The sequence below is a fragment of the Blautia sp. HCP3S3_G3 genome, from assembly GCF_052063365.1.
Taxonomy (GTDB): Bacteria; Bacillota; Clostridia; order Lachnospirales; family Lachnospiraceae; genus Blautia_A.
Map to the genome: position 1 here is coordinate 26,096 of NZ_JBQHXR010000017.1, position 25,009 is coordinate 51,104.

The window sequence follows — 25,009 nt, forward strand, 5'->3', positions numbered from 1 at the left end:
AATACACCTGCTTTCTTTCCTGGTTATGTATTTCACTGAAATTTCTGATTATTTCAAAACCGGAAGAATTTTCTCAACGTCAGTGTGTGGTCTTGGGATTACATGTGTAGCTACTAATTCGCCAAGTCTGGATGCAGCTGCGCTTCCGCTTTCTACTGCAGATTTAACAGCTCCTACATCACCACGAACCATAACAGTTACAAGACCGGAACCGATTTTTTCTGTTCCAACTAAAGCAACGTTAGCAGCTTTGCACATCTGGTCTGCTGCTTCGATAGCTGCTGTAAGTCCTCTGGTTTCTACCATTCCTAATGCTTCCTGTGTCATAATTTTCCTCCTTAATAGGTGTTGAACCTTTCAAATTTATTTACTTTCTTCTTCGTCGTTGTTAACCTTTTTCCACCTGCTTGCACTTAATTCCACAAGTTTTACGATTTCCTCATGGGGCCGTGCAATCACTGCATAACTCGCCGGTTTCTTGATGGCATGCGCAACAGCCGCTTCCACAGCTTCCGTTACAGCTGCCACATCACCTTCCACTATAATGGTCACCAGTCGTCCGCCCAGCTTACGTTCCCATGACGCCAGCTCAACGTCTGCAGTTTTACACATGATGTCAAGGGCATCCAGTGCCGCTACCACACCTGTGATCTCGATAAAACCATATGATTTACTCATGAGCGAACTCCTTTAAATCTTAAGTTAGATGGTAGGGAGAATCTTTTCTACGTCTGTATGAGGTCTTGGGATTACATGTGTTGCCACTAATTCACCAAGTCTGGATGCTGCTGCGCTTCCGCTCTCAACAGCTGCCTTTACAGCTCCTACATCACCGCGAACCATAACAGTTACAAGACCGGAACCGATTTTCTCTGTTCCAACTAAAGTAACTTCTGCAGCTTTTGTCATTGCATCTGCTGCTTCGATTGCAGCGGTAAGTCCTCTGGTTTCTACCATTCCTAATGCTTCCTGTGCCATGATTCATTCCTCCTGAATAACACTTGTTTATGTAAGGGGCGTAACCGCTGTCATCTCAAAACGGTTACAGAATTAATAACTGATTTCTATAATGCCGGATCGCTAATCCTTATCCAGGGCGCTGATCTTCAGCATCTTTCTCGTACCCTCTTCCGGGTTCGGGATTACATAATGCTGTACCACACCAGTCATCCGGTTCGCAACTTCAATTCCGGCATCCACTGCTGCCGTTACATCCGTTACACTTCCACGGAATTTAATGCAGACCAGAAGCGGTACGGGCAGGCTGTCTGCATTGGCCGGCTTGTTCTTGTCAAACACCTCCAGGCGGACATTTGCTGCCTTGCATCCGGCGTCGGCTGCTACGAAAGCTGTTGTCAGCCCGAACACCTCTAAAATTCCTACAGCTTCTGCCATCTTGCTTCTCCTTCACTGTCGGGATTACTTATTGTAACCATCACTCTACAGTTTCTATTTGTTTACTACTGCGATCTTAAGTCCTGTCATTGCAAGATTTGTCTTAAGAGCTTCGTTGATCTCCTCTAACGGGAACTTGTCTGTGATCAGCTCTGCTACTGGAAGTCCGATGCCTTTTGCTCTCTTTAAGAAATCGAAGGTTGTTACATAGTCTCTTAAGGTATATACCCAGGAGCCTACAATTGTAATCTCTTTAGAGCAGATATCAAAGTGCGGGTTAATCGTAGCATCTCCGCCGTTGATAAAGAATCCAAGTTCACAGAGACCGCCGCCGTTGCGGATGAATTTGTAGATATTTGCATGAGCGATCGGTGATCCTGTACACTGGAATGCAAAATCTGCAAGATGTCCTCCGAATGCGTCTTTTACTGCACCTGCAAGAGCTTCAATTCCCTTGTGATCTTTGAAGTTTACAGTCATATCAGCGCCCATTCTCTTAGCGAAGTCAAGACGTTTCTGCTCACCGTCTACTGCACAGATATTCTGTACACCCATAGTGCGAAGGATTGCAATACAGATCAGACCGATCGGTCCGCATCCCTGTACAACAACTCTGCTGTTGAAACGAAGGATTCCGGTGGTTTTTGCTCTCTCAACTGCATGAATGAGAACTGCGCACGGCTCGATCAGGATTCTGGAATCCAGATCCAGATCACTTACATTAAAGAATGTGGATCCAAATTCTCCGCCTCTGATGAAGATGTAATCGGAAAACCATCCGTTCAGATGAATGTCATCATCCGGAAGAAGTCCGTATACATCAGCTCCGCCTACATTTTTCTTATTCAGATCGAACATGGTGATTTCAGGATCATCCTTAAAGATCATACATGTAACAACCTTATCACCAACCTTTACAGGTTTGCCTGCTGTATCAACTTTTACATTTTTGCCCATTGCAACGATCTCGCCGGTTCCTTCATGTCCCAGAGCTACCGGAATAAGACCAAATGGATCTCTCTTAAATTCATGAGCATCTGTACCGCATACGCCGCAGCCTTCTACTTTGACAAGAAGGTCATTATCTCCGAGCGGAGGAATTGGGTATTCTTTTAATTCAAAATGCTCTTTCTCTGTCAGAACTGCTACTCTTGCGGTTTTCGGGATCGCACCGCCTGCTGCCGGAGCCGGAGCTGCTGCAGGTGCATTTCCTGTCATGCCGGAGAGAACCTGTTTTACGATTTCTTCAATATTAATATTATTCATATCCATGATGTTCTTCTCCTCCTATTAACGAATGCAAAGGCTGTCAGACATTACGCAGCGTCTTCTCTTGGTAAAGGTGCTTGCACTTGTAAGTCCCTCACCTGTACGGCTTGCGATGGTAAATGTACAGTAGCCTTCTCCTCCGAATCCAAGAGCTGCATAAGAAGGAGCATTCTTAACAAGGATTGCGGTGTCGATTGCTTTCGCATATTTGGTAATGTTGTCAATATTTTTGGAATGGATGTGTGCAGAATGACGGTTGCCGTGTTCCAGCCATACAGCCTGTTCTACTGCATCATCAAAATCCTTGGCTCTTACAACACCGAGAATCGGCATCATAAGTTCTTCTGCGATCAGCGGATGTTCCTTCGGTCCTTCGAATACGATGCAGCGGATATTTGCCGGTACATCAACTCCGATCATGGAAAGAAGTGTTCTTGCGTCACGTCCTACACATTTGCGGTTCAGTTTACCGCCTGCCAGTACAACAGATGTCAGCTTATCCTGCTCTTCCTTGGAAGCCAGGTAGCAGTCATTTTCTGTAACCAGATAGTGCATCAGTTCATCCATAATGGAAGAAACTGCAACGATTTCTTTCTCTGCGATACACGGAAGATTGTTGTCAAAGGTACATCCATTTACGATATCCTGTGCAGCTTTGCGAACATCAGCTGTCTCATCTACCAGTGCAGGAGGATTACCTGCGCCTGCGCCGATACCGCGCTTGCCGGAAGAAAGCACTGCCGTTACAACGCCAGGGCCGCCGGTTGCTGCGATCAGCGGGATATCTTTATGTTTCATCATAATGTCACTGGTTTCCAGTGTCGGTTTCTCAACAGTTACAGCAATGTTATCCGGGCCTCCTGATTCCAGAGAAGCTTCATTTACCAGATTGATTGCATAAATCGATGTTTTGATTGCTGCAGGATGCGGATTAAATACAACAGTATTTCCGCCTGCCAGCATACCAATGGTATTGCACAGAACGGTCTCACTCGGATTAGTACACGGAGTGATTGCTCCGATCACACCGAACGGTCCCATTTCGATCAGAGTCAGTCCTCTGTCTCCAGACCATGCAGTTGTTGTGATATCTTCGGTTCCAGGAGTCTTATCAGCTACCAGGTGATGCTTGAGAATCTTATCTCCAACATTACCCATTCCTGTTTCCTCAACACCCATACGGGCAAAGATTTCTGCATTTTCTTTGATTTTCTTGCGGATGCAGGTAATAATTTTTTCTCTCTGGTCCATGGACATTCTTTTTACGATCTGTTCTGATTTTTTCGCAGCTTCGATCGCATCGTTCATATCTTTAAAAACGCCATGTTTCCCGGCCGGAGCGTCAGCAATCTGCATTTTTGCCATTACTTCCTGTACAATTTCCTGTACCATGCTTTCACTAATTGGCATGAGATTGTCCTCCTTCTATTATACGGTAATTCTCTTATTTCAGTCCCAGCTGAGCCATTACCTGTTTGGTGATATTTGCTACTAATTCAGCATCTGCAGTGGAAGCTTCTGCTTTTTTATCGCAGTCACCGCCAACGAAATCATACTGATATCCCGGGAAGTTCTTATATTCTTCTGTATGACATGCGCCGCCGCAGTTATGGCAGTTTTTGCCGTCTTTGTTCAGGCAGATGCTTGCCGGATGTTTGCCAGGCATACCGAATTTACGACGGATTGCATACAGTTTTTCAATATTTTTCTCATCAAATTCCTTCGGGCCGCCCAGAAGTTTGGTCTGGTACAGAAGCTGTGCATAGAACTCTACAGATTCCATCTTCATGTATGCAGCATTCAGGTCTGTGCTCCAGGTAAGAGCTCCGTGGTTCTCAAGAAGAACTGCATCAAAGTATGGAAGATATTTTTCCAGGTTGTCCGGAATTTCCATTGTAGAAGGTGTACCATACTCAGCAATCGGAACGCATCCAAGAGAGATAACTGCTTCCGGCATGATCGGCTGTGTCAGCGGGATACCTGCAATTGCGAAAGATGTAGCATAAATCGGATGAGCGTGTACAACAGATCCGACATCCGGTCTCTTGTCATATACTCTCATATGCATTTTGATTTCAGAAGACGGTTTGAATCCCGGGTTAGCCTGAATAACATTACCTTCTCTGTCAACTTTGCAGATGTACTCAGGTGTCATGAATCCTTTGGATACGCCAGTCGGGGTGCAAAGGAATTCATTGTCGTTCAGTTTAACGGAAATGTTACCGTCATTTGCAGCCACCATGTTACGGTTGTAAATTCTCCTTCCGATGTCGCAAATCTGTTTCTTAATTTCAAATTCGTTTACCATGCTTTCTTCCTCCTTAAGCTTAGTGGTTTCTTTTTGTTTCTATGGAGATTTTACTCCTTTCAGCACGATTTGTCAAGAGCGCCTTGTTGTTTCGTGTTGTTTTTGTTTGGTTTCTGTTGTTGTTTTTTGTTGGGTTTTACAACAGATGTTTTTTTGGTTTTCTGTGGTTTTTGTTCCCAGGGAAGAATATCGCCGTCTTCACGCAGATATTCCAGAAGCTCCGGAATTCCCTGCTGGATTTTGGAATCCACATAAAAGATTTTTTTGCACCCGGCAAGACGCAGCCAGGAAGCCGCACGTTCCACCCTTGCCTCAGGATGATTGATCTTCGTTACGATTCCGATCACTTCGCGGTTCGCCATACTGGTACAGCAGGGCGGAAACAGGCAGTACGGCTCAGTGGCAGAACAGATCAGCCCGACAACATCCGCTTCATAGGAATAAAGTGCCAGGGCATGTCCCAGATTTTTGGTCTGGGCATATTCGCCCGGCGTATCAATGATCACATCAAAATTGTTGACATATTGTGTTTTATGATAATGGATTTTTTCGCCTTTCAGGGCCTGGGTCAGAGTTGTTTTGCCAGCTTCGCTCCGGCCCATCAGTGCAATTTTCTTCATTTTATCATGTCCTTGTAATCGGGCAAATGGTGAATCCCAGTTTTTCACTTACATAAGCAAGGATTGCACTCACCGCAGCTTCTACTTCAGATACTGTTCCCGTAATAATCAGGCTGCCGCTGAAGCGGTCAACAAACCCCAGTTCCACACCGGAAGATTTGATTGCAATATCCCCCATGATAATTGCTGTTTCCGACGGACTGACTGTCATAATCCCAATTGCAGATCTGGAATATTCCACAGCAGGATCCAGTCCAAGTTTCGTATATAAGATCTGATCCGGATTGGCTATAATATGCGCCAGCGAAATCTGTTTGCCAGGGACAAGTTCCTGAACAATGCGCTGTTTCTCATCCGGCGGCAGATGATCAAGATATGCCATATTCATCCTCCTATCTGACAGTCCAGGCCGCAGACTGCATGAACTGCCTTTTTAAGCGTTTCCATTTTTTCGTTTGACGGCGGAAGAATCCCGTCCAGGAAATATTCCCTTCCCAGACCATCATATTTATCCTGCCCCAGTCTGTGATACGGCAGAAGATGAATCTTTTTTACTCCGGGAAGAGTGGATGCAAATCCTGCAATTCCCTGTATTTCTTCCACGGTATCATTGAAAGTTGGAATCACAGGCACACGGATAATAAGATCTGTTTTGCCGGATAATGCCGTCTTTCTTGCATTTTCCATCATCCGTTCATTGGATCTCCCTGTAAACTCTTTATGTTTTGCAGGATTCGTATGTTTGATGTCCATCAGATACATATCCAGATACGGCAAAAGCATCTCAATATGCTCATAAGGCGCACATGCCATGCTCTCGATCGCCGTATGGATTCCCCGTTCTTTCGCCGCACGCAGAAGATCTCTGGAAAATTCCGGCTGGCACAGACACTCTCCTCCCGAGAGAGTCAGACCCCCGCCTGAACGATAATAGTACGGGCGGTCTTTTTCCACAAGTTCGATCATTTCCCGGACTGTCACATCCCGTCCGATGATCTTGTCTTTCCCCTGCACTTTCATCGTCTGTATACGAAATTCCTGAGATTCAGGATTACAGCACCAGCGGCATCGAAGCACACACCCCTTCAGAAATACAATTGTACGAATTCCCGGTCCATCATGAATGGAATAACGCTGAACGTCAAAAATCCTGCCTTTTGTATCCAGATAATCCATCTTTTTCCTTTCCGGAACACGGTATTCTGCGTAAGCAGACATTTCCGCTCAGTTCCTTGTCAATGACGGCAGAACACATCAAAATCCCTGTTCTGTACGCCGGATAATATCATCCTGCAGCGAACGGGACAAGGTGGTAAACAATGCACTGTAACCCGCCACACGCACTACCAGATGTTTATAATTCTCCGGATGCTCCTGTGCATCCAAAAGTGTTTCACGGCTGACAACATTAAACTGCATATGCATTCCCTTCTGATCAAAATAGGAACGGATCAATGCAACAAATTTCTCCAGTCCTTCTCTGCCGGACAACGCAGACGGGTGGAATTTCTGATTAAAGAGAGTACCGTTAGAACAGATAAAGTGATCCAACCGGGACACAGAGGTTGCCGCAGCGGTAGGTCCATTCACATCGTTACCTGCCGATGGCGAAACACCGTCGGCCACAGGTGTATGAGCGTAACGTCCGTCAGGAGTCGCACCTGTCTGTCCTCCAAGCGGTACATTCGCGGATACCGGATACAAACCTGCCTGGAACTGTCCGCCGCGTGGGTTTTTATATTTCTCCATCGGGCGGGAATAGGTATATGCCACATCCCTTGCAAAATAATCCACATCCGGAATGTCATTGCCAAATTTCGGGACTTCATCGATCAAATTATGGATTTCTTCATATCTGGCTTTTTTCTCTGGTGTCGGTTTCATATTCATGACTGCATTTAATATAGAAGAAACCGTCTTTTCATCAACCGGCTTACCCTCTGCCTGCATTTTTTTCAGCAGGTCAGTTGTCATTTCCGTAATCGTCTGCTGATCAAATCCTTTTCCAAAGTTCCAGATCAGAGCTTCTTTATACTCTTCCATGGAAACCTTTTTCTCTTCATAGACCAGTTTGCGGATCGCATACAGAGAATCTGCCATATTCGCCACGCCAAAGCCCTGCGGGCCGGTAAAATTATAAACTGCACCGCCTTCCTGAACAGAAATCCCCCGTCCGATGCAATCATCCACCATACTGGACAGGAATGGAAGCGGACACCGTTCCGCATGTGCCACATCAATGGCATTGTCTGCATTTACCATCAGCGAGATACAGTATTCCATCTGTTTTTTGTAGGCATCATAAAACTCATGGAAGGTAGTCATCTTCGTCACATCCCCTGTCGGAAGTCCAACCATCTCTCCCCGGTCCTCCCCATTGGCAAACACCAGTTCCAGCGGACGGCACATATTAAAGAATGCCGCATCATGCCAGCCATCGGTCTTACCGGGAACCTGAGGTTCCACACAGCCAATAATATTATAACCTCTGGCTTCTTCCAGAGTTGCTCCACGATTCTGAAGAGCCGGAATGATCACTTCATCATTATAATAAGCAGGCAGTCCGATTCCGGTTCTGGTAAGTTCTGCTGCCTTAATCAGAAATTCATGAGGAGATCCGTTCCATACACGCACAGACAAAGACGGCATTGGCAAATGCACATGCATGGATGCCTGAATGCACATAATCGACAGATCATTGGTGACATCTTCTCCATCTTTATTCTGTCCGCCCACAATCAGATTCTGAAACAGACTGTACCCCGCAAAACCTTCTGCGGAAGCCGCATCACGCACCTTATTCAGGTCATTCAGTTTCACCCAGATACAATCCAGAAGTTCCTGTGCAAATTCCCTGGAAAGATTGCCGTTCTCCATATCCTTCTTGTAATAAGGATACATATACTGGTCAAATCGTCCCGGAGAAATGGAATGGCCGCTGCTCTCCACCTGAAGAAGCTGCTGCACAAACCAGAAAGACTGGCATGCTTCATAAAAGCTGGAAGCCCCCTTCGCAGGCACTCTGCGGCAGTTTTCTGCAATCACATAAAGTTCCTGTTTTCTGACAGGATCACTGCACTGGGAAGCCATTTCATCGGCAAGCATTGCATATCGCTGTGCATATTCAATCACTGCCTGGCAGCTTAAGATTACTGCGTTCAGAAAATGAGATTTTCTTGCATAATCACCGTCACCCACCTGGCATTTGTCCAGTTCCGCACGGGCTTTGGCGATGATTCCTTCATATCCGATGGCAAGCACCTCTTCATATTTGACCGTCACATGTCCCACACCATTATAAAAATAATTGCCCGGTGTAAAAATATTATGGTCAATGGCCCTGATCGCCTCCGGTGCCATATAGGAAGTCGCAAGTTCACTGGTGGTCTTTCCCCTCCAGTATTTATGTACTTCTCTTAATTCTTTTTTGGTTTCTTCTGCGATATAAAACGGGTCCGCGTTCCTCGTCTCAACAGTGTCAAGTTCATCCTCCAGCCACTGGAAGGAATATTCTGGAAAAGTCTGACAGCCTCTCGGTGCCAGTGTGCTGCTTCCTACGATCAGTTCCTCATCACGGATAATGATGGGAATATGACGAAGAATATGAGCAAAAGCCTCCGCACGTCTTGTAATGATCGGCATGCCTTCCGTAGCTTGATAAGATTCGGTGATAAGCTTCGCTCTGGCAGACTCAATCTCCGGCATCTTCGCATACAGATTGTCTACTAATCTGGTGATTCTGGAAGATTTGGGAATATCTGTGGTATGAAACATGTCCACATTGCTCCTTTCTCATAACGCTTAGAACCGCTATGTTTTATAATGAACATTATACGCCTGGCAGCACCTGATGTCAACAAAATCCAACGCTTTTCGTTCATTTTCATGTGGTTTTTATTGGTTTTTGATTTTGTTTTTTGTTGTTTTCCATTTTTAATCTCCTTCTATTCCTAACTTTTACAGACATTGCTCCTCTGTTATTTTCGCTCTGTGTGATCATTCTCTCCGTTCTCAGAAACAATTTTCAGTTTCTGTTTATCCCTGCATTTTTATCACTCTTTTTCTCTTTGTTTTTTCACTCTTTTCCCCTGTATTTTTTCCTTGACAATCTATTTCCCCTCTGCCATACTGAAAATAGTGTTTCTTTTTTCGCCGAAAAGCAGGAGCACAAATGCATGATAATCAACTTCTGTCATTCAGGATGTCTGTGTGGACAGGCATTTCCGTTTATTAAGAAAGGGATTGAGACTATGTATCTTTCCGATCTGCATACACATTCCATTGCCAGTGGTCACGGCACCACCTGTACCATTTCCGAAATGGCGAAGCAGGCAGCTGCACGGGGCATAAAGCTTCTCGGCATCACAGACCACGGTCCCGCCACTCTGGCTGCAGGAACACCTTCCTATTTTCGCAGTCTTACGTTTTCCCCCAGGAAACGATTCGGAGTAGAACTGCTGTATGGAATTGAATTAAATATTCTGGACACAGAGGGAACACTGGATCTGGAAGAGAACCTTCTCTCCAGGCTGGATTACGCCATTGCAAGTATGCATGCACAGAATTACCGCAGCGGGACACGGGAGGAAAATACCCGGGCTTATCTGAATGTCATGAAAAATCCTCATGTAAAAATTCTGGGACATTGTGACAATCCTCATTATCCGGTAGATTATGAAGTACTGGCTGTCTGTGCCAAAGAACATCAGGTTATTTTTGAGATCAACGAAGCTTCCCTTGCTCCCTATGGCTACCGTGGAGATACCACAGCTAACAATTACGAAATTCTGCGCTGCTGTGCCAGATATCAGGTTCCTGTTGTATTGTCCAGTGACAGTCACGGCTCAGACCATATCGGAGATTTTACTTATGCAGAAGAATTTGTTCATCAGGCCATGTTCCCGGAAAGTCTGATTCTCAATAATCAGCTTCCACAGCTGAAAGTTTTTCTGCAGACAAGATGAAAATTCAAAGTACGGAATCCCGGTCATATATGACCGGGATTCCTGCTGATTCACATAAGGAGGATTCATCTATGAAGACAAATGCCAACTCATTAAACGCCGAAAATCCGCTCGGTTATGCACCGGTCGGAAGTCTTCTGCGCAAATTTGCAATTCCAAGTATCATCAGTATGCTGGTCAGCGCACTCTATAACATCGTTGACCAGATTTTTATCGGTCAGGGAGTAGGAATGCTTGGAAATGCAGCTACCAATGTCGCCTTTCCCATGACCACGATTACTGTAGCGATTGCCCTGCTTCTTGGTATCGGTGGTGCAGCCAATTTCAACCTTGCCCTTGGCCGCGGTCAGGAAGAGCATGCAAAAAAGATTGCCGGTACGGCTTTCGGGACACTGCTTCTCTCCGGTATTCTTTTCTGCCTGGTCATCCGTCTCTTTCTGAAACCGGTCGTTCTGGCATGCGGTGCCACTGACCAGACACTGGAATATTCTCTGGCTTATGTAGGAATCACTTCCCTTGGTTTTCCTTTCTACATGCTTGGCACAGGGGGAAATCACCTAATCCGTGCAGACGGCAAACCTACATATTCCATGATCATGGTACTTTCCGGAGCTGTCATCAACACCATTCTCGATCCGATTTTTATTTTTGTATTCGGATGGGGAATTCAGGGAGCTGCATGGGCAACCGTCATCGGCCAGATTTTTTCTGCAATTCTGGTACTCGTATACCTGCCAAAGTACATGCACTCTTCACTAAAGATCAAAGATTTCATCCCTGATCCGAGATGTCTGAAAGCCGTTATATCCCTTGGTTCTGCCGCATGCCTGAACCAGCTTGCCATTACGGTCGTGCAGATTCTTATGAATAATACACTGCGTCACTACGGTTCTCTTTCCGAGTACGGCAGCGATATTCCGTTGGCAGTGGTAGGAATCGTTATGAAAGTCAACATGCTGTTTCTTTCCATCGTCATCGGACTTTCTCAGGGAGCGCAGCCGATCATCAGCTTCAATTACGGTGCCGTTAAATATTCCCGCGTAAAAGAGACTTACTTAAAAGCCGCCGGTGCTGCTACTGTCGTAGCCATTCTCGGGGTTATCTGTTTCCAGCTGTTCCCACGTCAGATTATCAGTCTGTTCGGAAACGGAGATGAATTATATTACCAGTTTGCCGTAAAATTTTTCCGGATTTTTCTGTTCTGCACCTTCTTTAACGGACTGCAGCCGGTAACTTCCAATTTCTTCACTTCCATCGGAAAAGCCACGAAGGGAATTTTTCTTTCCATGACGAGACAGATTATTTTTCTGGTACCTCTGATGATCATTTTCCCGATTTTCATGGGAATCGACGGTATCATGTTTGCAGGTCCTATTTCCGATGCTGCTGCAGGAATTCTCGCAATCGTCCTTGTGATAAAAGAATTTCATAAGATGTCTATGCTGCCGGAAAGAAAATAATCCGGCAGCAAAAATCAGCTAAACACAGTTGACACCTGATGCAATTAGTGTTATTATAATACCAGTATAATTCCATATAGAACATATGAAGTGCTGGCCACTATCCGCGTGGTGGACAGAAAAGGGAATCAGGTGAAAGTCCTGAACGATCCGGTCACTGTAACAGAGGAGTAAGTTCTCGATATCCCATTGTACAATTGTATGAGAAGGGGAGAATGAGCGATGATTCTGAAGTCAGGAAACCTGCTTTATATGGCGAGGTTAAACTTCCGTGTAAAGTGTAACAACCAACCTGTGATATCCGCAATCACATGGCGTTGTCTGCTTTTTAGGAAGCAGGCATTTTTTTATGGAATTCGCCTGTTCGTATGAATTATACGCTGCTTATCAGCAGCTGCCTGAGAAGGCATGATTAAATGGCAGGCGATACTGCTTCGGATGCGTTCATTCCCTCCGCATATTTGAATGATGCATTGTCTACCCCGAAGCAGATCGTCCCTCCTACTACACTTTCGACGTTATTTGACGTCGATTTTTTTATATTACAGGAAAGTGCTCCGCATTTTCCTGCAATCCTGTCATCTTATTTTTTATAAAGGAATCTGTTCACTTTTATTGAACACAATTTCTGCATCCTCAAAATTCCATTTCATCAAAAGGAGCTTATCATGAAAAAGAAATACTGGGAAGACAAAGAATATTCTTATTTCAGCCACAAAAAATGTGAATACTTTCCCTGCCACGCAGGTGCTGATCCGGATAATTTTAACTGTCTGTTCTGTTACTGTCCGCTTTATGCTCTGGGCACCAAATGCGGCGGGAATTTCCGCATCACGGAAAAAGGAATCAAAGACTGTACCAACTGCCAGCTGCCTCACAAAAAAGAAAACTACGGCTACGTCACAGGCAAATACCAGGAACTTGCCGATCTTATGAAGAAAACCGGCGTCTTATCTGAAGAATAATTCAGGAACCCTGTTTCTCCGGGTGAGCCGACTCACGAATCATTTTTTCCAATTCCCTGGCAGCGATTCCAATCGGGCGCCCCGGATCCCACACCATACAGATATGCCGTGCAGGTATCTTTTCCTTCAGGTGAATCTCAAACACTTCCCCTTTATGGATTGCATCTTCTGCCAGCGCTCCTGGCAAAAATCCCAGTCCAAGATCATTTTTTACCAGCGGCAGAATCTGGTCTGTCGCAGCCACCTCAATATCGGGTTCCAGTACAAGCCCGTAATCTGCAAACAAATGACTGTAAAATTCAAACGTTTTTGTATCTCTTCCCAGGCATATCAAAGGATACTCCGTTATTTCCTCAATACCAAGCGTCCTGTCCCGCAATCCGGCAAACTGCTCTCCTGCCACAACAATATCCTGAACCTCCGCAAGCGGCAGTTTGTGCACTGCTTTATCCATTTCTTCCGGCATAGTTACTACTGCAAATTCCATTTGTCCGCTTTTCACGGCATTGATTGCCTGAGGTGCCGAACAGTTCGTAATGCGGATATGTACACCGGGATAAGCCAGGTGAAATTTTCGAAGAACAGGAAGAAGAAGACAATGCATGGCAATTTCACTGACACCCAGAGAAACATGTCCTTTCTGCAATGCTTTATCACTGGCAAGCTCTGCTTCTGCAGCCTGAAACTGTTCCTGCGCGATCTGCACATGGGCAAACAGCTTTTCCCCTTCCGGAGTCAGCGTCACTCCTCTGTGGGATCTCAGAAAAAGCGTACAGCCCAGTTCCTGCTCCAGATTATTCATCGCCCTTGTGATATTAGGCTGACTATTCATCAGAATATGTGCAGCCCGCGTAAAGCTGCGATATTTTGCAACAAAATAGAAGATCCGGTAATAATCATAAGTCACCGCCATATCTCATGTCCTCCAGTCATATTATTTTGATATAGCTGATATATGAAATATACTTTTTACATATTACTTTATAATCAGTATAATACCACAGGATAGAAAAAACAAAAAGGAGATTTACCAACCATGAACCAGGATCTTACGGTCGGAAGACCGGAAAATGTACTTTGGAAATTTTGTCTGCCCCTCTTTGGCAGCATTATCTTTCAGCAGCTCTATAACATTGCCGACAGTCTTGTCGCAGGCAAATTCATTGGAGAAAACGCCCTCGCCGCTGTAGGAAACAGCTATGAGATCACTCTGATCTTTATTGCATTCGCCTTTGGATGCAACATCGGATGCTCTGTGATCGTATCTCAGTTTTTCGGAGCCAGAGACTTCAATGGAATGAAAACCGCAGTCTATACTTCCATGATCTCCAGTGCTGTTCTCTGCTTTTTGCTGATGGTTTTCGGTATTCTCGGATGCCGGCAGCTTCTGAATCTGATCAATACTCCGGCAGAAATTCTCAGCGATTCACAGCTTTATCTGGATATATATATGTGGGGACTTCCTTTCATGTTCTTCTATAATATTGCCACAGGTATCTTCTCTGCGCTGGGAGATTCACGCACACCTTTTCTTTTCCTCGCGGCTTCCTCCTCAGTCAACATTGCAGTGGATATCTTTTTTGTCACCACCCTTCATATGGGCGTGGCAGGTGTTGCATGGGCAACTTTCCTGTGCCAGGGAATCAGCTGTATCCTTGCCGTTGCAGTAGTGCAGCGCCGCCTGAAATCCATTAAAGCCACCGGACATGTACCTCTCTTTTCTCTGCCGATTCTCAAAAAGGTAGCATCCATTGCCATACCGAGTATTCTGCAGCAAAGCTTTATTTCCGCAGGAAATATTATTATTCAGAGCGTCATCAATGGATTCGGTGCCAGTGTCATTGCAGGGTACGCTGCCGCGGTAAAGCTCAATAATCTTGTGATTACTTCCTTCACTACCCTCGGTAATGGTATCTCCAACTATACTGCCCAGAACATCGGAGCCGATAAACCGGGACGAGTCAAAGAAGGCTTTCGTGCAGGAATCAAGCTTGTATGGCTTCTGAGCCTGCCTCTCTGCCTGCTTTATTTCCTTGGCGGACGGTGGCTTCTTTACCTGTTTATGGATTCACCCACAGGTACCGCTGTACAGACGGGAATCACATTCCTTCGGATTCTTGCACCATTCTATTTCGTTGTTTCAGCCAAGTTGGTAGCAGACGGTACTCTGCGTGGTGCAGGCATCATGAACCGGTTTATGGTATCCACATTCACCGATCTGATCCTGCGTGTCGTGCTTGCCATTTTCCTTTCAAAAACAGCACTTAAGGCCACAGGAATCTGGTGTGCATGGCCGATCGGATGGAGCATTGCCACTGCACTTTCTGTATTCTTCTACCATAATGGTCCATGGAAAAATGCAGAAATTTGCAGGGTTCAGAATTCTTCAGCATCCCCTGCAGAAGAATAAAACAGCAGACGTATAATGTAAAACCTGCTTGGAAATCACTTTAGAACCTGTTTGAAAATTGCTTTAATACAATGAGGATGGAGGCAAAAGGTATTTTGCCCCATCGAATACACGGATTTCTTTACACTTTGTGCTCCCGAAATCCTAAAAAGCACAGAATTATGATACTTAGCGCATCTGGCATCGATACGAATGATCATAATTCTGTGCTTCTTTTTCATTTACATAACTTCAAGTTTTCCCATCCGTTCTGCTTCCCTGAGCAGGTGCTCCAATCTCCGGTTACAGCTGCCGATGGGAACTCCGGTATTGATGACTCTGCTGCATGATTTCATTACATCCAGCGCCTTCTGATAAGTACTTTCACTGATTTCGATAAACGGTTTTTCTGTAATCACCTCTTCCGCCAGTTCTCTTGCCACACGATAATCCACATCGTTCTTATACAAAATACCAGCTGCAAACGGTACGTTTTCTTTCTGCAGTTTTCGGAATACCGGTATGCCGGTTCCACCGCCTGTGATCAGAAAAACATCCGCTTTTCCTTCCGGTTTCGGTAATTCAATACTTCCAAACACCGGATCATAATACCCATTGTTGATCTCATAAAGATCACGTATGATTTCCTCTTTAAAGATTTCCTCCGGGTGTCCAAAGTGAGCGATCGTTTCCCCTTTTACACAGATAATTTTATCTGCGATTTTCTGCGCAAGATCGATCTCATGGAGAGACATGATCACTGTGATCTTTTTCTCTTTTGCCATACTTCTCAGAATGGAAAGCAGCTCCAGCTTATGACGGATATCAAGAAAAGAAGTCGGCTCATCCAGAATAATAATGTCCGGTTCCTGACAGATGGCACGTGCCAGAAGAATCCTCTGCTTCTGTCCGTCACTGATGGCGTTAAAATCCCGGCTGCCAAGTTCCTGTGCATGAACCGCCCGCATCGCTTCATCCACCTTATCCTCATCCTCACGGCAAAGAATCCCCAGACGGCCAGTGTATGGATATCTTCCGGTTGCCACTATTTCCTGACAGGTCATCAGCTCCGGCTTAATCCGTTCCGTCAGTACAACTGCCATCTGCTGCGAGAGTGCTTTATGAGAAAGAGATTTCAGGTCTTTTCCGTCAATAGTGACCGTTCCCCCAATCATCTGCAGCTGACGGGTAATACTTTTCAGAATCGTTGATTTCCCGGAACCATTCGGACCGATCAAAGTCACAATTTCTCCCCGTTCAATATCAAGCTGTATGTCATGAATCAGGACCTTTTTATGATATCCGACGGCAAGATCTTTTGTACGAAAATAATAGTCTGTCATACCTGCTTTCCTTTCTGTTTTCTCAGCATCATAATAATCACAATCGGTGCACCGAATATCGAAGTAACTGTACTGATATTCAGTTCCAACGGTGAAAAAGCCATTCGTGCGATCAGGTCACACAGCATACAGAACACCGCTCCGCCGAGAAAAACCCCCGGGATCACCACAATCGGCCTGGAAGTTTTGAGTCCCATTTTTACCAGATGAGGAACTGCAATTCCAACGAAGGAAATCGGTCCCGCAAATGCAGTTACACATGCCGCGAGAATACTGGAAAGCAGAATCAGACTGATCCGGAACACTTTAATATTAACCCCTGCACTCTGTGCGTAGGATTCTCCCATCTGATACGCTCCGATCGGCTTTGACATCAGAAATACAATGGCAAAGCAAATTCCAACAACCACAACAGAAACCCTGACATTACTCCAGTTCATACCGGAAAAGCTGCCCTGGGACCATCCATGAAGATTAACAATATCCGAATCATCCGCAAATGTAATTACAAAATCCGTCACCGCAGAACAGATATAACCAATCATGGTACCGGCTACCAGAAGTGTTGCCATATTCTTCAGCTTCCTGGAGACAAGAAGAATAAATCCCATGGACAGCATAGATCCCAGGAATGCAGCCGCGATCATTGTAAACGAAGAAAACGACTGGAAATACTGCAGGAACACGATCATCATCAATGCAACCACCATCTTTGCTCCCGAAGAAATTCCCAATATAAAAGGTCCTGCAATCGGATTGGCAAAGAATGTCTGCAGCAGAAAACCGGACAGAGAAAGCGCTCCGCCCAGAATTGCCGCCATAAAAATACGGGGCAGCCTGATCTTCCATATGATATTGTATTCTGTCTCATTATTGACTTTTCCGGAAAGGATACGCAGCACATCCGGAACAGAAATATGTACGGTTCCTGTATTGATATTCAGCACAATAATGGCAAAAAATGCCGCTGCCAGCACCGCAAAAACCATAAAATACCGCGTGCGCCTTTTGAAATTTTCCATATGAAAACTTGTTGTCCCGGATGATATCTCATTCTTATTTTCCATAACCGTGTCTATCCTATCTTTTCTCTGCAAAAAAATCAATTCACTTTATTCATAAAAGTCATTTGGCTCTCATCTCCATCTGTCAGAATCAGATGAAAATCCCTGATCGCATCGCCGATCCGGTCAACAGACTGATACATTTTCTTATCATTGCACCAGACATTCCCTTCTTTTACCGCTTTGAAATCTGCAAATAATTCACTTTTTGCAAGAAGATCATCGATAGAAGAAATCGGACTGTCAATGGTGGCATTATAGACCAGATAATCCGCATCAATTGCATTGTTATAAAATTCTTCCAGAGTCATACTCACAGAAGAAAGAGAGCTTTCCTCATTGATCAGATTCGTGTAAATATACTGTCCGCCTGCGATTTCAATCATGCGCGCAATATAATCACTGGAATCCCTGACAACTACTTTTCCGTCACTGCTCACATAAAAATAAGCCACTGTTTTTCCGGTATTTGGGTAATTACCCATTTCATCCACGATTTCCTTCTGTTCTTCAAAACGTTCTTCTGCTTCCTGCTCTTTTCCTGTCAAAACGCCATAAAGCTTGATCCATTCCACTCTTCCAAGAGGATGCGGTTCATAGGTGGCATATTCCACCAGAACCGGAATTCCCAGATCCTCGATCATCTCTTTGACTTTCGGGGAATGGAAAATCATCGTGGATTCAATGGTCAGATCACAGTCTTCACTGATCAGAAGTTCATAATCCGGTTCATTGTATTTTCCAGCAAAAAGGATATCTCCCGCTTCCATAGCGCTGACTGCATCATCAATATACCAGCCGTTTGCCTGTGTTCCGGAAAGGCGGATCTGATCAATCGCATCCAGCGAATCATACAGAGACATTACGGAAGTAGCGGTCAGATAAACTCTGTCCAGAGGCATCTGAAGAACAGTGATATCACTGTCCAGGTTTTCCGGGGCTTCCTTTCCCTCAGGAACCACCAGATATTGTGTTCCATCATTGATATCCAGCAGCCGGTAATCATCTGAATAATTGTATATTTTAAATTTCTGCGCATACTCCAGCGGCATCTCTGACTCAAATGTCAGACCATCAATCTCCGGGGCTTCCTCCGCCCATACTGACTGGCACGGTACTGTTCCAAACATCATTACTGTAACAGTCGCAGCTGCCAGAATTTTCTTCGTTAAGTATTTCCTGTTCATTCTTTTATCATCTCCGATTACCAGTACATCGTTATTTAAGAAACAAGGAATCAGGAAAGCTGCCATTACAGCAGCTTTCACTTAATAACCTGTTTCTTATTTTTCTTCACTGATCAGTTCTGCTGCAAGGTCACTGCAATCAAACAGTACGCCATACGCTTTCAGCCATTCTGCTTTTGCCATTTCATTCTCTTCGTCTTCGGAACGGTCCACGATCATTGGGATATTAAGAAGTGACATTTTCCGGGCCGTTTCTTTCAGAATCTGCTCTCCCTCTTCACTTTTCAGAACATCTGCCGGAAGAATCACAAGATCACATTCATTCTGAATAATGTCACGGAATTCCATATCTGTATAATCACCTTCCGAAGCGATGAAATCCTGAAGTTTCAGCTGTTCCAGGGTATCCCTGCCTGCCTCGGAAGTGCTGTAAATTTTCTCCAGCGGCTGTCTCACAATAATGGTATCCTTGTCAAGTCCTGCCGGTACTTCCTGATTTTCCGGAACGATCAGATATTTTACTACATTTCCGCTGTACAGTTCTTCTGTTGTATCAGTTGCTGTGGCAGCTTCTTCTGAAGAACCGTCTTCTGCATGCTGCTCCTCTGTTTCTGAAACATCAGAAGCCGCAGTGGAATCCTGTTCTGTATCCTCCAGAGTTTCTGCGGTACGTTCGGTATCACTTACCATATCAATTTCCAGAAGAGTAATATCATTTTCATAATGGAAAATCTTAAAATATTCCGCATATTCCAGTTTCTCTTCTGATTCCAGATTCAGACCGATAATTTCCGGTGCCGTTTCATCAAGCTTCAGATTACCGGTAGAGATCATACTGTCCTCGGAAGATGGATTAGAAGAATCTGTGCTGTCCGTTCCTTTTTTATCAGCACCTGCCAGATATACAAAAATATGATAAGTAATCTCGTGAGGTACGGACATCTTGGTAGTCATACCGATAATCGTATTATTCTGATTCAATGTTACCGGAATGGTAAACGTTCCGGCTCCTGTATACTGATTTCCGGCTGCCTTTACATAGACAAAAGATGTACTGCTGAAGGAAATCGTTGCATACGCTTTTCCGCCGCTGATGGTTACCTTACTGCAGGAAATATTGGTACGTCCGCTTCCTCCTGACCAGGTGAAACGATCCGGAGTATACACACCATCCGGCAGGCTTGTGGAATTATCCACTGCAGATGTGGAACCGCTCAGATCGGATTCGTGTGCGGATTCACTCTCCGGTTTATCATCCGGAACCGGCGTTGGAGAAGGTGTCGGTGCTGCAGTTGGAGTAACCGGTTTCTCCGGATTTTCGGTATCAATTTTTACCATGCCTTCTGTTTTAAAGGTAAGAGTTCTGTCATACCAGGTATCATTTTTTACGGAATGTGCTGCAATGCTGATTCCCTCATCAAGAGTACTGACCGGAATCCGGAATGTATACTGTCCCTCTTCGTTTTCTTTGAATTTAACCCAGGAAGACTCTCCGGCTGCAGCGGCCTGAGCGGCAGTTCCTGCAAACAGATAATCATATCCGACACCGCTGAGAGTAACAACCGCTGTCATTTTTCCTTTTTGGGATGTCAGTTCACAGTTTACTACACGAAACATAGAAGAACTGGATTCTACATTAACCGTATATTTTCCATCTTCCAGTATTTCCGGTTTCTGTGCAGGAACAGGTGTCGGCGTTGCTTGTGGTGTCACAGTCGGTGCTTCTGTCGGTACCGGAGTTACAGTTGGTGTTTCTTCCGGCGTTTTTGTCAATTCCGGAATGGTAAGCGTCAGTTCCCCCTTGGCATACCAGTTGCCGCTGGACAGAGCACAGATTGCAACGTTCACCTTCTGACCACCTTTCTCTGCAGGGACGGTAAAGGTATAGGTGTAACCACCTTTTTCATTCGGCACACCGGTAATGATATTTTCTTTATTTTCGTCTGTATAGCTTCCCAGATAAAGCTTATCATAGTTCTGCTTTTCTGTAGAAATGGTCACTTCAATCTGATCCCCATATAATTTTGCGGAAGAATCTGTAATGACAAACATCTTAAACTCGTTTCCGTCTTCCTTTTCCAGTTTCATTCCCGCATCGTCCACAGATGCATCCGGTTCTATGGAGGGTGCTTCCGTAGGAGTCGGATCAGGTGCTTCTGTTGGAACAGGGGTTGGTGCCTGCGTAGGTTCCACAGTGGGGGCAGGTGTGGACTCTGTTTCATCTTTTGTCATGACCTTCGGAACCGTCAGGAAACATTCTTTGGTTGTATACCAGCTTCCGTCTGCTGATTTTCCGGGAACAAAAGTAATCGTCTGTCCCATTTTCTCAACAGGAAGCTCAAAAACATAACGATATCCGTCTCCATTAGAGGTTCCCTGAATAAAACTGCTCTTTTCCGCATCGGCTGCAGATCCAAGATAAATCCTGTCATACGTTGCATTGGCACTGTCAAGAGTAACTGTGATTTTCTCACCACTTACCGTTGCGGTTACTTTTGCAATTCGAAACATACGGAAAGAACTGGTAATGTCAATGTTGTAATCTCCGTCTTCATATACAGCATCATCGACAACAATGCTCTGAAGCATGGGGGTATCCGCACTCCCGGCTTCTTCCGCCGCCTCTTCCTTATTTCCTTCCGCTTCCGATTTTTCATCCGCTGCATTATTTCCATCTGCTTCCGATTCTTCATCCGCATCATTATTTTCTTCCGCTTCCGATGTTTCATTCGCAGAATCAGGCTTTTCTTTATCGTCTTTTTCACTGTCTGTATCTGCTGAATCTTCTTTTTCTTTCGAATCCTCTGCGGTATTTTTTTCGGTATTATCGTCCTGATCTACGGAAGCTTCCTCTGCATTACTCCCCTCAACGGATGTATTACTTTTGATCTGTGTCCCTTCTGTTTTTTCATTCTGTTCCTGTGTTTGTTTTTCCTCAGCAGTTACTTCCTGATCCGAAGCATAAGAATAAGCTGCCGGAGTAATGGACACCGCTGCTGTCAGAAACAGCGCCAGGAACTTTCTGGAATTTCTTTTCATTTTTCTTCTCCTGACTCAATTACTCTGTATTTTGAATCTTTGACTTCAATTGTATAGATTCCATCTTCCAGATTCAGTTCTTCCTGAAATTCTGCTTCCCCTGTCTCCGCAGATTCTTCCGGCTTGGGATCTGTAACGCTGACTTTATGGTCATACCATTTCCCCTTTGTCCCAATCAATGCCAGGTCAAATTCCTCATCAAGAGCCTGGATCGGGATATCAAAGCCATACACTTCTTCTGTGATTCCGTCACTGTATGTAACGGTATCGGTAGTCGGCTTAAGAAGCTCTGCCCCATCTTTCTGTGCATCTTCTGCCAGTCCGACAAAAAGATTCACAATACTTTTCGAAGCAAGGCTTACATGCAGAGTCATCTTTCCATCTTTTACAGTCAGAATGCCCCGTCCTTCATTAGCCTCGTTTACATGGAACATACTGCTGTCTGTATCAAATTCCGCACTGTAAACACCGTCTTCCAATACACCATCCTCCGCTTTTGCCTCTTCCGTCTCCTCCGGAGATACTTCCGCAGTTTCTTCCTGAGCATCTTCTGCCAGAACAGTATGATAACCTCCCGTTACAGCAGAAATGCACACAGCAAATACAGTAAACAACATCACGCATCTTCTTTTCATTCATTTATCCTCCTACAACAACTGCCCGGAAATCAGCAGATTGATTCCGGGCAGTATTTTTTATTGTTCACAGTCGTATTTTCTCATTATGTGACCGTTCTCCTATCCGGTATCTTTATCAGAAAACAGCCGCAGCATCTTATAACAACTTCCTTTACTCTGCCAGAGAATCGATTGCTGCTTTTGCATGGTCTACATAAAGCTGTTTTACTGCATCAATTCTTCCAAGACCAGCAATCTGAGCATTTACACTGTCAAAATTTCCGGATGCCTCAAACAAGCTCTTCCAGGAATCTTCTTCAACACCTGCCATGTCGTTGTTTGCATGATCACCTGCTACTACCATAAGAGGACGAAGAATAACCTTTGTGTATCCGGCTTCTTTTACTTTGTCAATGACTGCTTCACATGCCGTATCTTCAGGTTCACCCTCTACAGTACCAATGAATGCATTGGCAAATCCCAGTTCATCCATCTGTGTCTGCATCTGGCTGTAGCTTATCTTTGCTGTATGAGAAGTTCCGTGTCCCATAAATACAAATGCCACACCGTCTTCTGCTGCTTTTTCCATACTCTCATATCCTGCATCTGCAACTGCTGCATCTGTAACAGCTTTGGCTACTGCTTCTTTATCAGCATTGATAACCGTTGCGTCATCGCCAACCTCACCAAGAAGAGGTTCTGCAATGGCGATTGATTCAAACTGATCCTGATATTCTTCCAGAGCTTCTCTCATTTCATCATACTCTGCACCATGCATCAGATGAGTCGGCTGTACTACCAGATTCTTAACACCATTTGCTGCTGCGCGGTCCAGTGCCTGCTGCATATTATCAATGGCCTCACCATCTCTTGCCTGTACGTGGTTGATGATAATCTGTGCAGTGAATGCTCTTCTTACAGACCAGTCCGGATAAGCTTCCTTCAGAGCATCTTCAATTCCTTTGATATCTTCTACACGGCTGTCATTATAGGAAGTACCAAAGCTTACTACCAGAAGCTCATTTTCACCGATTTCATCCTGGTTCAGTGCATCATCAGCAGACGCATCACCGGTATCCAGTCCGAAATAATCCGGGCTTGCTTCTTCGCCTTCTACCAGTTCTTTCTGAGCATCTGTCAGAGCATCCCAGGCTTCTTTTGCAGCTACACAGTCCTCGTCTGTAGTTTCCGTTCTTTCCTGAACATAAATCTTATCGATCAGTGCTGCAACATTGTCAGCTGCTTCCTGGTCTGCGTCTGCGCCTTCCTCTGCTGTCTCTTCTCCTGTTTCCTCAGTATCAGCCTCTGCCTCTACAGCTGTTTCTTCCTCTGCAAAAGTCGGTACAGTTCCCATCATCATCAGGGTAGTTGCAGAAAGTCCTAATGCCAGTGCTCTAAATGCTTTGTTTCTCATGTTTTGTCTCCTCCTTACCTGTGAGAAAAATAATGTTTCTGATGTATGTTCAAATTTTGCATCAGCAATTTTGTAAGGTACGACAACATGAGCAGATATTTTCATCTTGTCCTACAAGTTGTGAAAGTATCTCCATTTCACCTTTCTATACTCCAGTACATCAAATAATGTATTAAAAAGAATCCCACCAGAAGGATTTTTTTATATTACAGGAAAATGCTTCGTATTTTCTTATGATATAAAAAAAATCCTCTCACCATAGGTAAAAGGATCGTATCAGGAAAAACAGATTCATGCTCTTCCACTCGGTACAATCAATTACTCGTGATCTGGAACATCATGTTCCCGTACCAACAACAGGCAGGTCTCCTGGCTTATAATTCTACATACAAGACAGCCTTCCCGGTTTCCCAGTGACTGTGTCCATTCACATAGTCTTGTACTCCTTAAATACAGTGACGAGATCGTACAGGATTCTCACCTGTTTCCCTATTATACATGAATTGTCCATTTTATCTGAACAAAATCTGTCACCTGTTGTTTTCGTTATTCAATTTTCCCTAGCATATCACATTTTTCTGCAAAGCTCAAGTAGTTTTCAAAAATATTGATCATAATTGTGAATTTACAATATGATCGCAGAGTTATTTTTATCAGAGGATGATACGCTGCATTTATCTGCTTTTTCGCCCAAGCGATATTATAGATTAAAGAGTGCTTTAGTTCAGCAACTGTATGTGAGAATTCTTCGAGTTTTACTATGCGTATGGTTTTCTCCGGAACTTAGGTTCAGTGCGATACACTGTGAAGTGAGATGTGAAAAACCGTACGCGAAAGAGGAACCCCTCCAGGGGCTGCGGCAGGCAGATACTTCCTGTTCCTGTGCGGGCTTCGGGGCTTAAGAAGTACTAAGACTTTCCGTTTTTCGCTAAAAACGTGGACCGGATTCGTGAACTCGCCGTAGGCTCAGACAGC

The 25,009-nt window shown here is 44.7% G+C and carries 22 protein-coding genes and 2 riboswitches; of the genes, 4 read left to right on the forward strand and 18 right to left on the reverse strand.

Annotated features, from left to right (window positions below; genetic code table 11):
- Nucleotides 1–48: 48 nt before the first annotated feature.
- From ACTNEW_RS12530 to ACTNEW_RS12580, 11 genes are all read right to left on the reverse strand, one after another.
- Nucleotides 49–327, reverse strand: coding sequence for a BMC domain-containing protein (locus tag ACTNEW_RS12530; protein WP_005427721.1), 279 nt, complete (start codon nt 325–327; stop codon nt 49–51).
- Between the two features lie 36 nt (nt 328–363).
- A complete protein-coding gene (locus ACTNEW_RS12535; protein ID WP_441061526.1) occupies nt 364–678 on the reverse strand; it encodes a BMC domain-containing protein in 315 nt (104 codons plus the stop codon).
- A 24-nt stretch (nt 679–702) separates the two neighbouring features.
- Nucleotides 703–978, reverse strand: a complete 276-nt coding sequence (locus tag ACTNEW_RS12540; protein ID WP_441061528.1) for a BMC domain-containing protein — start codon at nt 976–978, stop codon at nt 703–705.
- Between the two features lie 102 nt (nt 979–1,080).
- Nucleotides 1,081–1,395, reverse strand: coding sequence for a BMC domain-containing protein (locus tag ACTNEW_RS12545; protein WP_441061530.1), 315 nt, complete (start codon nt 1,393–1,395; stop codon nt 1,081–1,083).
- 54 nt (nt 1,396–1,449) lie between these two features.
- Entirely contained in the window at nt 1,450–2,667 is a 1,218-nt protein-coding gene (locus tag ACTNEW_RS12550; RefSeq protein WP_441061532.1) for a zinc-binding dehydrogenase, read from the reverse strand.
- Nucleotides 2,668–2,685: 18 nt separating this feature from the next.
- Nucleotides 2,686–4,074: an aldehyde dehydrogenase family protein gene (locus tag ACTNEW_RS12555; protein WP_441061535.1), complete on the reverse strand. Its 1,389-nt coding sequence runs from the start codon at nt 4,072–4,074 to the stop codon at nt 2,686–2,688.
- Nucleotides 4,075–4,108: 34 nt separating this feature from the next.
- Nucleotides 4,109–4,972 (reverse strand): class II aldolase/adducin family protein, encoded by an 864-nt coding sequence (locus ACTNEW_RS12560; protein WP_441061538.1) that lies wholly within the window; start codon nt 4,970–4,972, stop codon nt 4,109–4,111.
- Nucleotides 4,973–5,031: 59 nt separating this feature from the next.
- A complete protein-coding gene (locus ACTNEW_RS12565) occupies nt 5,032–5,592 on the reverse strand; it encodes a EutP/PduV family microcompartment system protein (protein ID WP_441061541.1) in 561 nt (186 codons plus the stop codon).
- A gap of 4 nt (nt 5,593–5,596) precedes the next feature.
- Nucleotides 5,597–5,974: a BMC domain-containing protein gene (locus ACTNEW_RS12570; protein ID WP_441061543.1), complete on the reverse strand. Its 378-nt coding sequence runs from the start codon at nt 5,972–5,974 to the stop codon at nt 5,597–5,599.
- A 2-nt stretch (nt 5,975–5,976) separates the two neighbouring features.
- Nucleotides 5,977–6,768 carry a glycyl-radical enzyme activating protein gene (locus ACTNEW_RS12575; RefSeq protein WP_441061581.1) on the reverse strand — a complete coding sequence of 264 codons (792 nt, stop codon included), beginning with the start codon at nt 6,766–6,768 and terminating at the stop codon, nt 5,977–5,979.
- A gap of 78 nt (nt 6,769–6,846) precedes the next feature.
- Complete coding sequence (locus ACTNEW_RS12580) at nt 6,847–9,366, reverse strand: glycyl radical protein (RefSeq protein ID WP_441061546.1); 2,520 nt, start codon at nt 9,364–9,366, stop codon at nt 6,847–6,849.
- Between the two features lie 401 nt (nt 9,367–9,767).
- On the opposite strand from ACTNEW_RS12580, the gene ACTNEW_RS12585 reads away from it, so the two are divergent.
- The 3 genes from ACTNEW_RS12585 to ACTNEW_RS12595 all read left to right on the forward strand — a co-directional run bounded on the left by ACTNEW_RS12585 (nt 9,768) and on the right by ACTNEW_RS12595 (nt 12,981).
- Nucleotides 9,768–10,556, forward strand: coding sequence for a phosphatase (locus ACTNEW_RS12585; RefSeq protein ID WP_441061549.1), 789 nt, complete (start codon nt 9,768–9,770; stop codon nt 10,554–10,556).
- Between the two features lie 71 nt (nt 10,557–10,627).
- Nucleotides 10,628–12,016 (forward strand): MATE family efflux transporter, encoded by a 1,389-nt coding sequence (locus tag ACTNEW_RS12590; RefSeq protein WP_441061552.1) that lies wholly within the window; start codon nt 10,628–10,630, stop codon nt 12,014–12,016.
- Between the two features lie 71 nt (nt 12,017–12,087).
- Nucleotides 12,088–12,281, forward strand: a riboswitch (cobalamin riboswitch).
- Between the two features lie 403 nt (nt 12,282–12,684).
- The gene (locus ACTNEW_RS12595; protein WP_441061555.1) at nt 12,685–12,981 is read left to right on the forward strand and encodes a cysteine-rich small domain-containing protein; all 297 of its coding nucleotides are present in this window, start codon (nt 12,685–12,687) and stop codon (nt 12,979–12,981) included.
- 1 nt (nt 12,982) lies between these two features.
- On the opposite strand, the gene ACTNEW_RS12600 is transcribed toward ACTNEW_RS12595, so the two are convergent.
- Nucleotides 12,983–13,894 carry a LysR family transcriptional regulator gene (locus ACTNEW_RS12600; RefSeq protein ID WP_441061557.1) on the reverse strand — a complete coding sequence of 304 codons (912 nt, stop codon included), beginning with the start codon at nt 13,892–13,894 and terminating at the stop codon, nt 12,983–12,985.
- 123 nt (nt 13,895–14,017) lie between these two features.
- Between ACTNEW_RS12600 and ACTNEW_RS12605 the strand changes: the two genes are divergently transcribed.
- Entirely contained in the window at nt 14,018–15,391 is a 1,374-nt protein-coding gene (locus ACTNEW_RS12605) for an MATE family efflux transporter (RefSeq protein WP_441061560.1), read from the forward strand.
- A gap of 221 nt (nt 15,392–15,612) precedes the next feature.
- Here ACTNEW_RS12605 and ACTNEW_RS12610 read toward each other — a convergent pair whose 3' ends face one another.
- The 6 genes from ACTNEW_RS12610 to ACTNEW_RS12635 all read right to left on the reverse strand — a co-directional run bounded on the left by ACTNEW_RS12610 (nt 15,613) and on the right by ACTNEW_RS12635 (nt 24,034).
- On the reverse strand, nt 15,613–16,713 hold the full coding sequence (locus ACTNEW_RS12610; RefSeq protein WP_441061562.1) for an ABC transporter ATP-binding protein: 1,101 nt from the start codon (nt 16,711–16,713) through the stop codon (nt 15,613–15,615).
- Nucleotides 16,710–17,735, reverse strand: coding sequence for a FecCD family ABC transporter permease (locus ACTNEW_RS12615; protein ID WP_441061584.1), 1,026 nt, complete (start codon nt 17,733–17,735; stop codon nt 16,710–16,712). Before ACTNEW_RS12615 ends, ACTNEW_RS12610 begins: the two co-directional genes overlap by 4 nt.
- An 80-nt stretch (nt 17,736–17,815) precedes the next feature.
- A complete protein-coding gene (locus tag ACTNEW_RS12620) occupies nt 17,816–18,964 on the reverse strand; it encodes an ABC transporter substrate-binding protein (RefSeq protein ID WP_441061565.1) in 1,149 nt (382 codons plus the stop codon).
- Nucleotides 18,965–19,060: 96 nt separating this feature from the next.
- Entirely contained in the window at nt 19,061–22,003 is a 2,943-nt protein-coding gene (locus ACTNEW_RS12625) for a hypothetical protein (protein ID WP_441061568.1), read from the reverse strand.
- Nucleotides 22,000–22,638, reverse strand: coding sequence for a hypothetical protein (locus ACTNEW_RS12630; RefSeq protein ID WP_441061570.1), 639 nt, complete (start codon nt 22,636–22,638; stop codon nt 22,000–22,002). The genes ACTNEW_RS12625 and ACTNEW_RS12630 overlap by 4 nt, the downstream gene beginning before the upstream one ends.
- Nucleotides 22,639–22,792: 154 nt before the next feature.
- A complete protein-coding gene (locus tag ACTNEW_RS12635) occupies nt 22,793–24,034 on the reverse strand; it encodes a sirohydrochlorin cobaltochelatase (RefSeq protein ID WP_441061573.1) in 1,242 nt (413 codons plus the stop codon).
- A gap of 342 nt (nt 24,035–24,376) precedes the next feature.
- A riboswitch (cobalamin riboswitch) is annotated at nt 24,377–24,587 on the reverse strand.
- Nucleotides 24,588–25,009: the final 422 nt, after the last annotated feature.

What these genes read in the sequence shown, in the direction of transcription:
- ACTNEW_RS12530 (WP_005427721.1), bottom strand. Translation starts at nt 327, where the DNA reads ATGACACAGGAAGCATTAGGAATGGTAGAAACCAGAGGACTTACAGCA.
- ACTNEW_RS12535 (WP_441061526.1), bottom strand. Translation starts at nt 678, where the DNA reads ATGAGTAAATCATATGGTTTTATCGAGATCACAGGTGTGGTAGCGGCA.
- ACTNEW_RS12540 (WP_441061528.1), bottom strand. Translation starts at nt 978, where the DNA reads ATGGCACAGGAAGCATTAGGAATGGTAGAAACCAGAGGACTTACCGCT.
- ACTNEW_RS12545 (WP_441061530.1), bottom strand. Translation starts at nt 1,395, where the DNA reads ATGGCAGAAGCTGTAGGAATTTTAGAGGTGTTCGGGCTGACAACAGCT.
- ACTNEW_RS12550 (WP_441061532.1), bottom strand. Translation starts at nt 2,667, where the DNA reads ATGGATATGAATAATATTAATATTGAAGAAATCGTAAAACAGGTTCTC.
- ACTNEW_RS12555 (WP_441061535.1), bottom strand. Translation starts at nt 4,074, where the DNA reads ATGCCAATTAGTGAAAGCATGGTACAGGAAATTGTACAGGAAGTAATG.
- ACTNEW_RS12560 (WP_441061538.1), bottom strand. Translation starts at nt 4,972, where the DNA reads ATGGTAAACGAATTTGAAATTAAGAAACAGATTTGCGACATCGGAAGG.
- ACTNEW_RS12565 (WP_441061541.1), bottom strand. Translation starts at nt 5,592, where the DNA reads ATGAAGAAAATTGCACTGATGGGCCGGAGCGAAGCTGGCAAAACAACT.
- ACTNEW_RS12570 (WP_441061543.1), bottom strand. Translation starts at nt 5,974, where the DNA reads ATGGCATATCTTGATCATCTGCCGCCGGATGAGAAACAGCGCATTGTT.
- ACTNEW_RS12575 (WP_441061581.1), bottom strand. Translation starts at nt 6,768, where the DNA reads ATGGATTATCTGGATACAAAAGGCAGGATTTTTGACGTTCAGCGTTAT.
- ACTNEW_RS12580 (WP_441061546.1), bottom strand. Translation starts at nt 9,366, where the DNA reads ATGTTTCATACCACAGATATTCCCAAATCTTCCAGAATCACCAGATTA.
- ACTNEW_RS12585 (WP_441061549.1), top strand. Translation starts at nt 9,768, where the DNA reads ATGATAATCAACTTCTGTCATTCAGGATGTCTGTGTGGACAGGCATTT.
- ACTNEW_RS12590 (WP_441061552.1), top strand. Translation starts at nt 10,628, where the DNA reads ATGAAGACAAATGCCAACTCATTAAACGCCGAAAATCCGCTCGGTTAT.
- ACTNEW_RS12595 (WP_441061555.1), top strand. Translation starts at nt 12,685, where the DNA reads ATGAAAAAGAAATACTGGGAAGACAAAGAATATTCTTATTTCAGCCAC.
- ACTNEW_RS12600 (WP_441061557.1), bottom strand. Translation starts at nt 13,894, where the DNA reads ATGGCGGTGACTTATGATTATTACCGGATCTTCTATTTTGTTGCAAAA.
- ACTNEW_RS12605 (WP_441061560.1), top strand. Translation starts at nt 14,018, where the DNA reads ATGAACCAGGATCTTACGGTCGGAAGACCGGAAAATGTACTTTGGAAA.
- ACTNEW_RS12610 (WP_441061562.1), bottom strand. Translation starts at nt 16,713, where the DNA reads ATGACAGACTATTATTTTCGTACAAAAGATCTTGCCGTCGGATATCAT.
- ACTNEW_RS12615 (WP_441061584.1), bottom strand. Translation starts at nt 17,735, where the DNA reads ATGGAAAATTTCAAAAGGCGCACGCGGTATTTTATGGTTTTTGCGGTG.
- ACTNEW_RS12620 (WP_441061565.1), bottom strand. Translation starts at nt 18,964, where the DNA reads ATGAACAGGAAATACTTAACGAAGAAAATTCTGGCAGCTGCGACTGTT.
- ACTNEW_RS12625 (WP_441061568.1), bottom strand. Translation starts at nt 22,003, where the DNA reads ATGAAAAGAAATTCCAGAAAGTTCCTGGCGCTGTTTCTGACAGCAGCG.
- ACTNEW_RS12630 (WP_441061570.1), bottom strand. Translation starts at nt 22,638, where the DNA reads ATGAAAAGAAGATGCGTGATGTTGTTTACTGTATTTGCTGTGTGCATT.
- ACTNEW_RS12635 (WP_441061573.1), bottom strand. Translation starts at nt 24,034, where the DNA reads ATGAGAAACAAAGCATTTAGAGCACTGGCATTAGGACTTTCTGCAACT.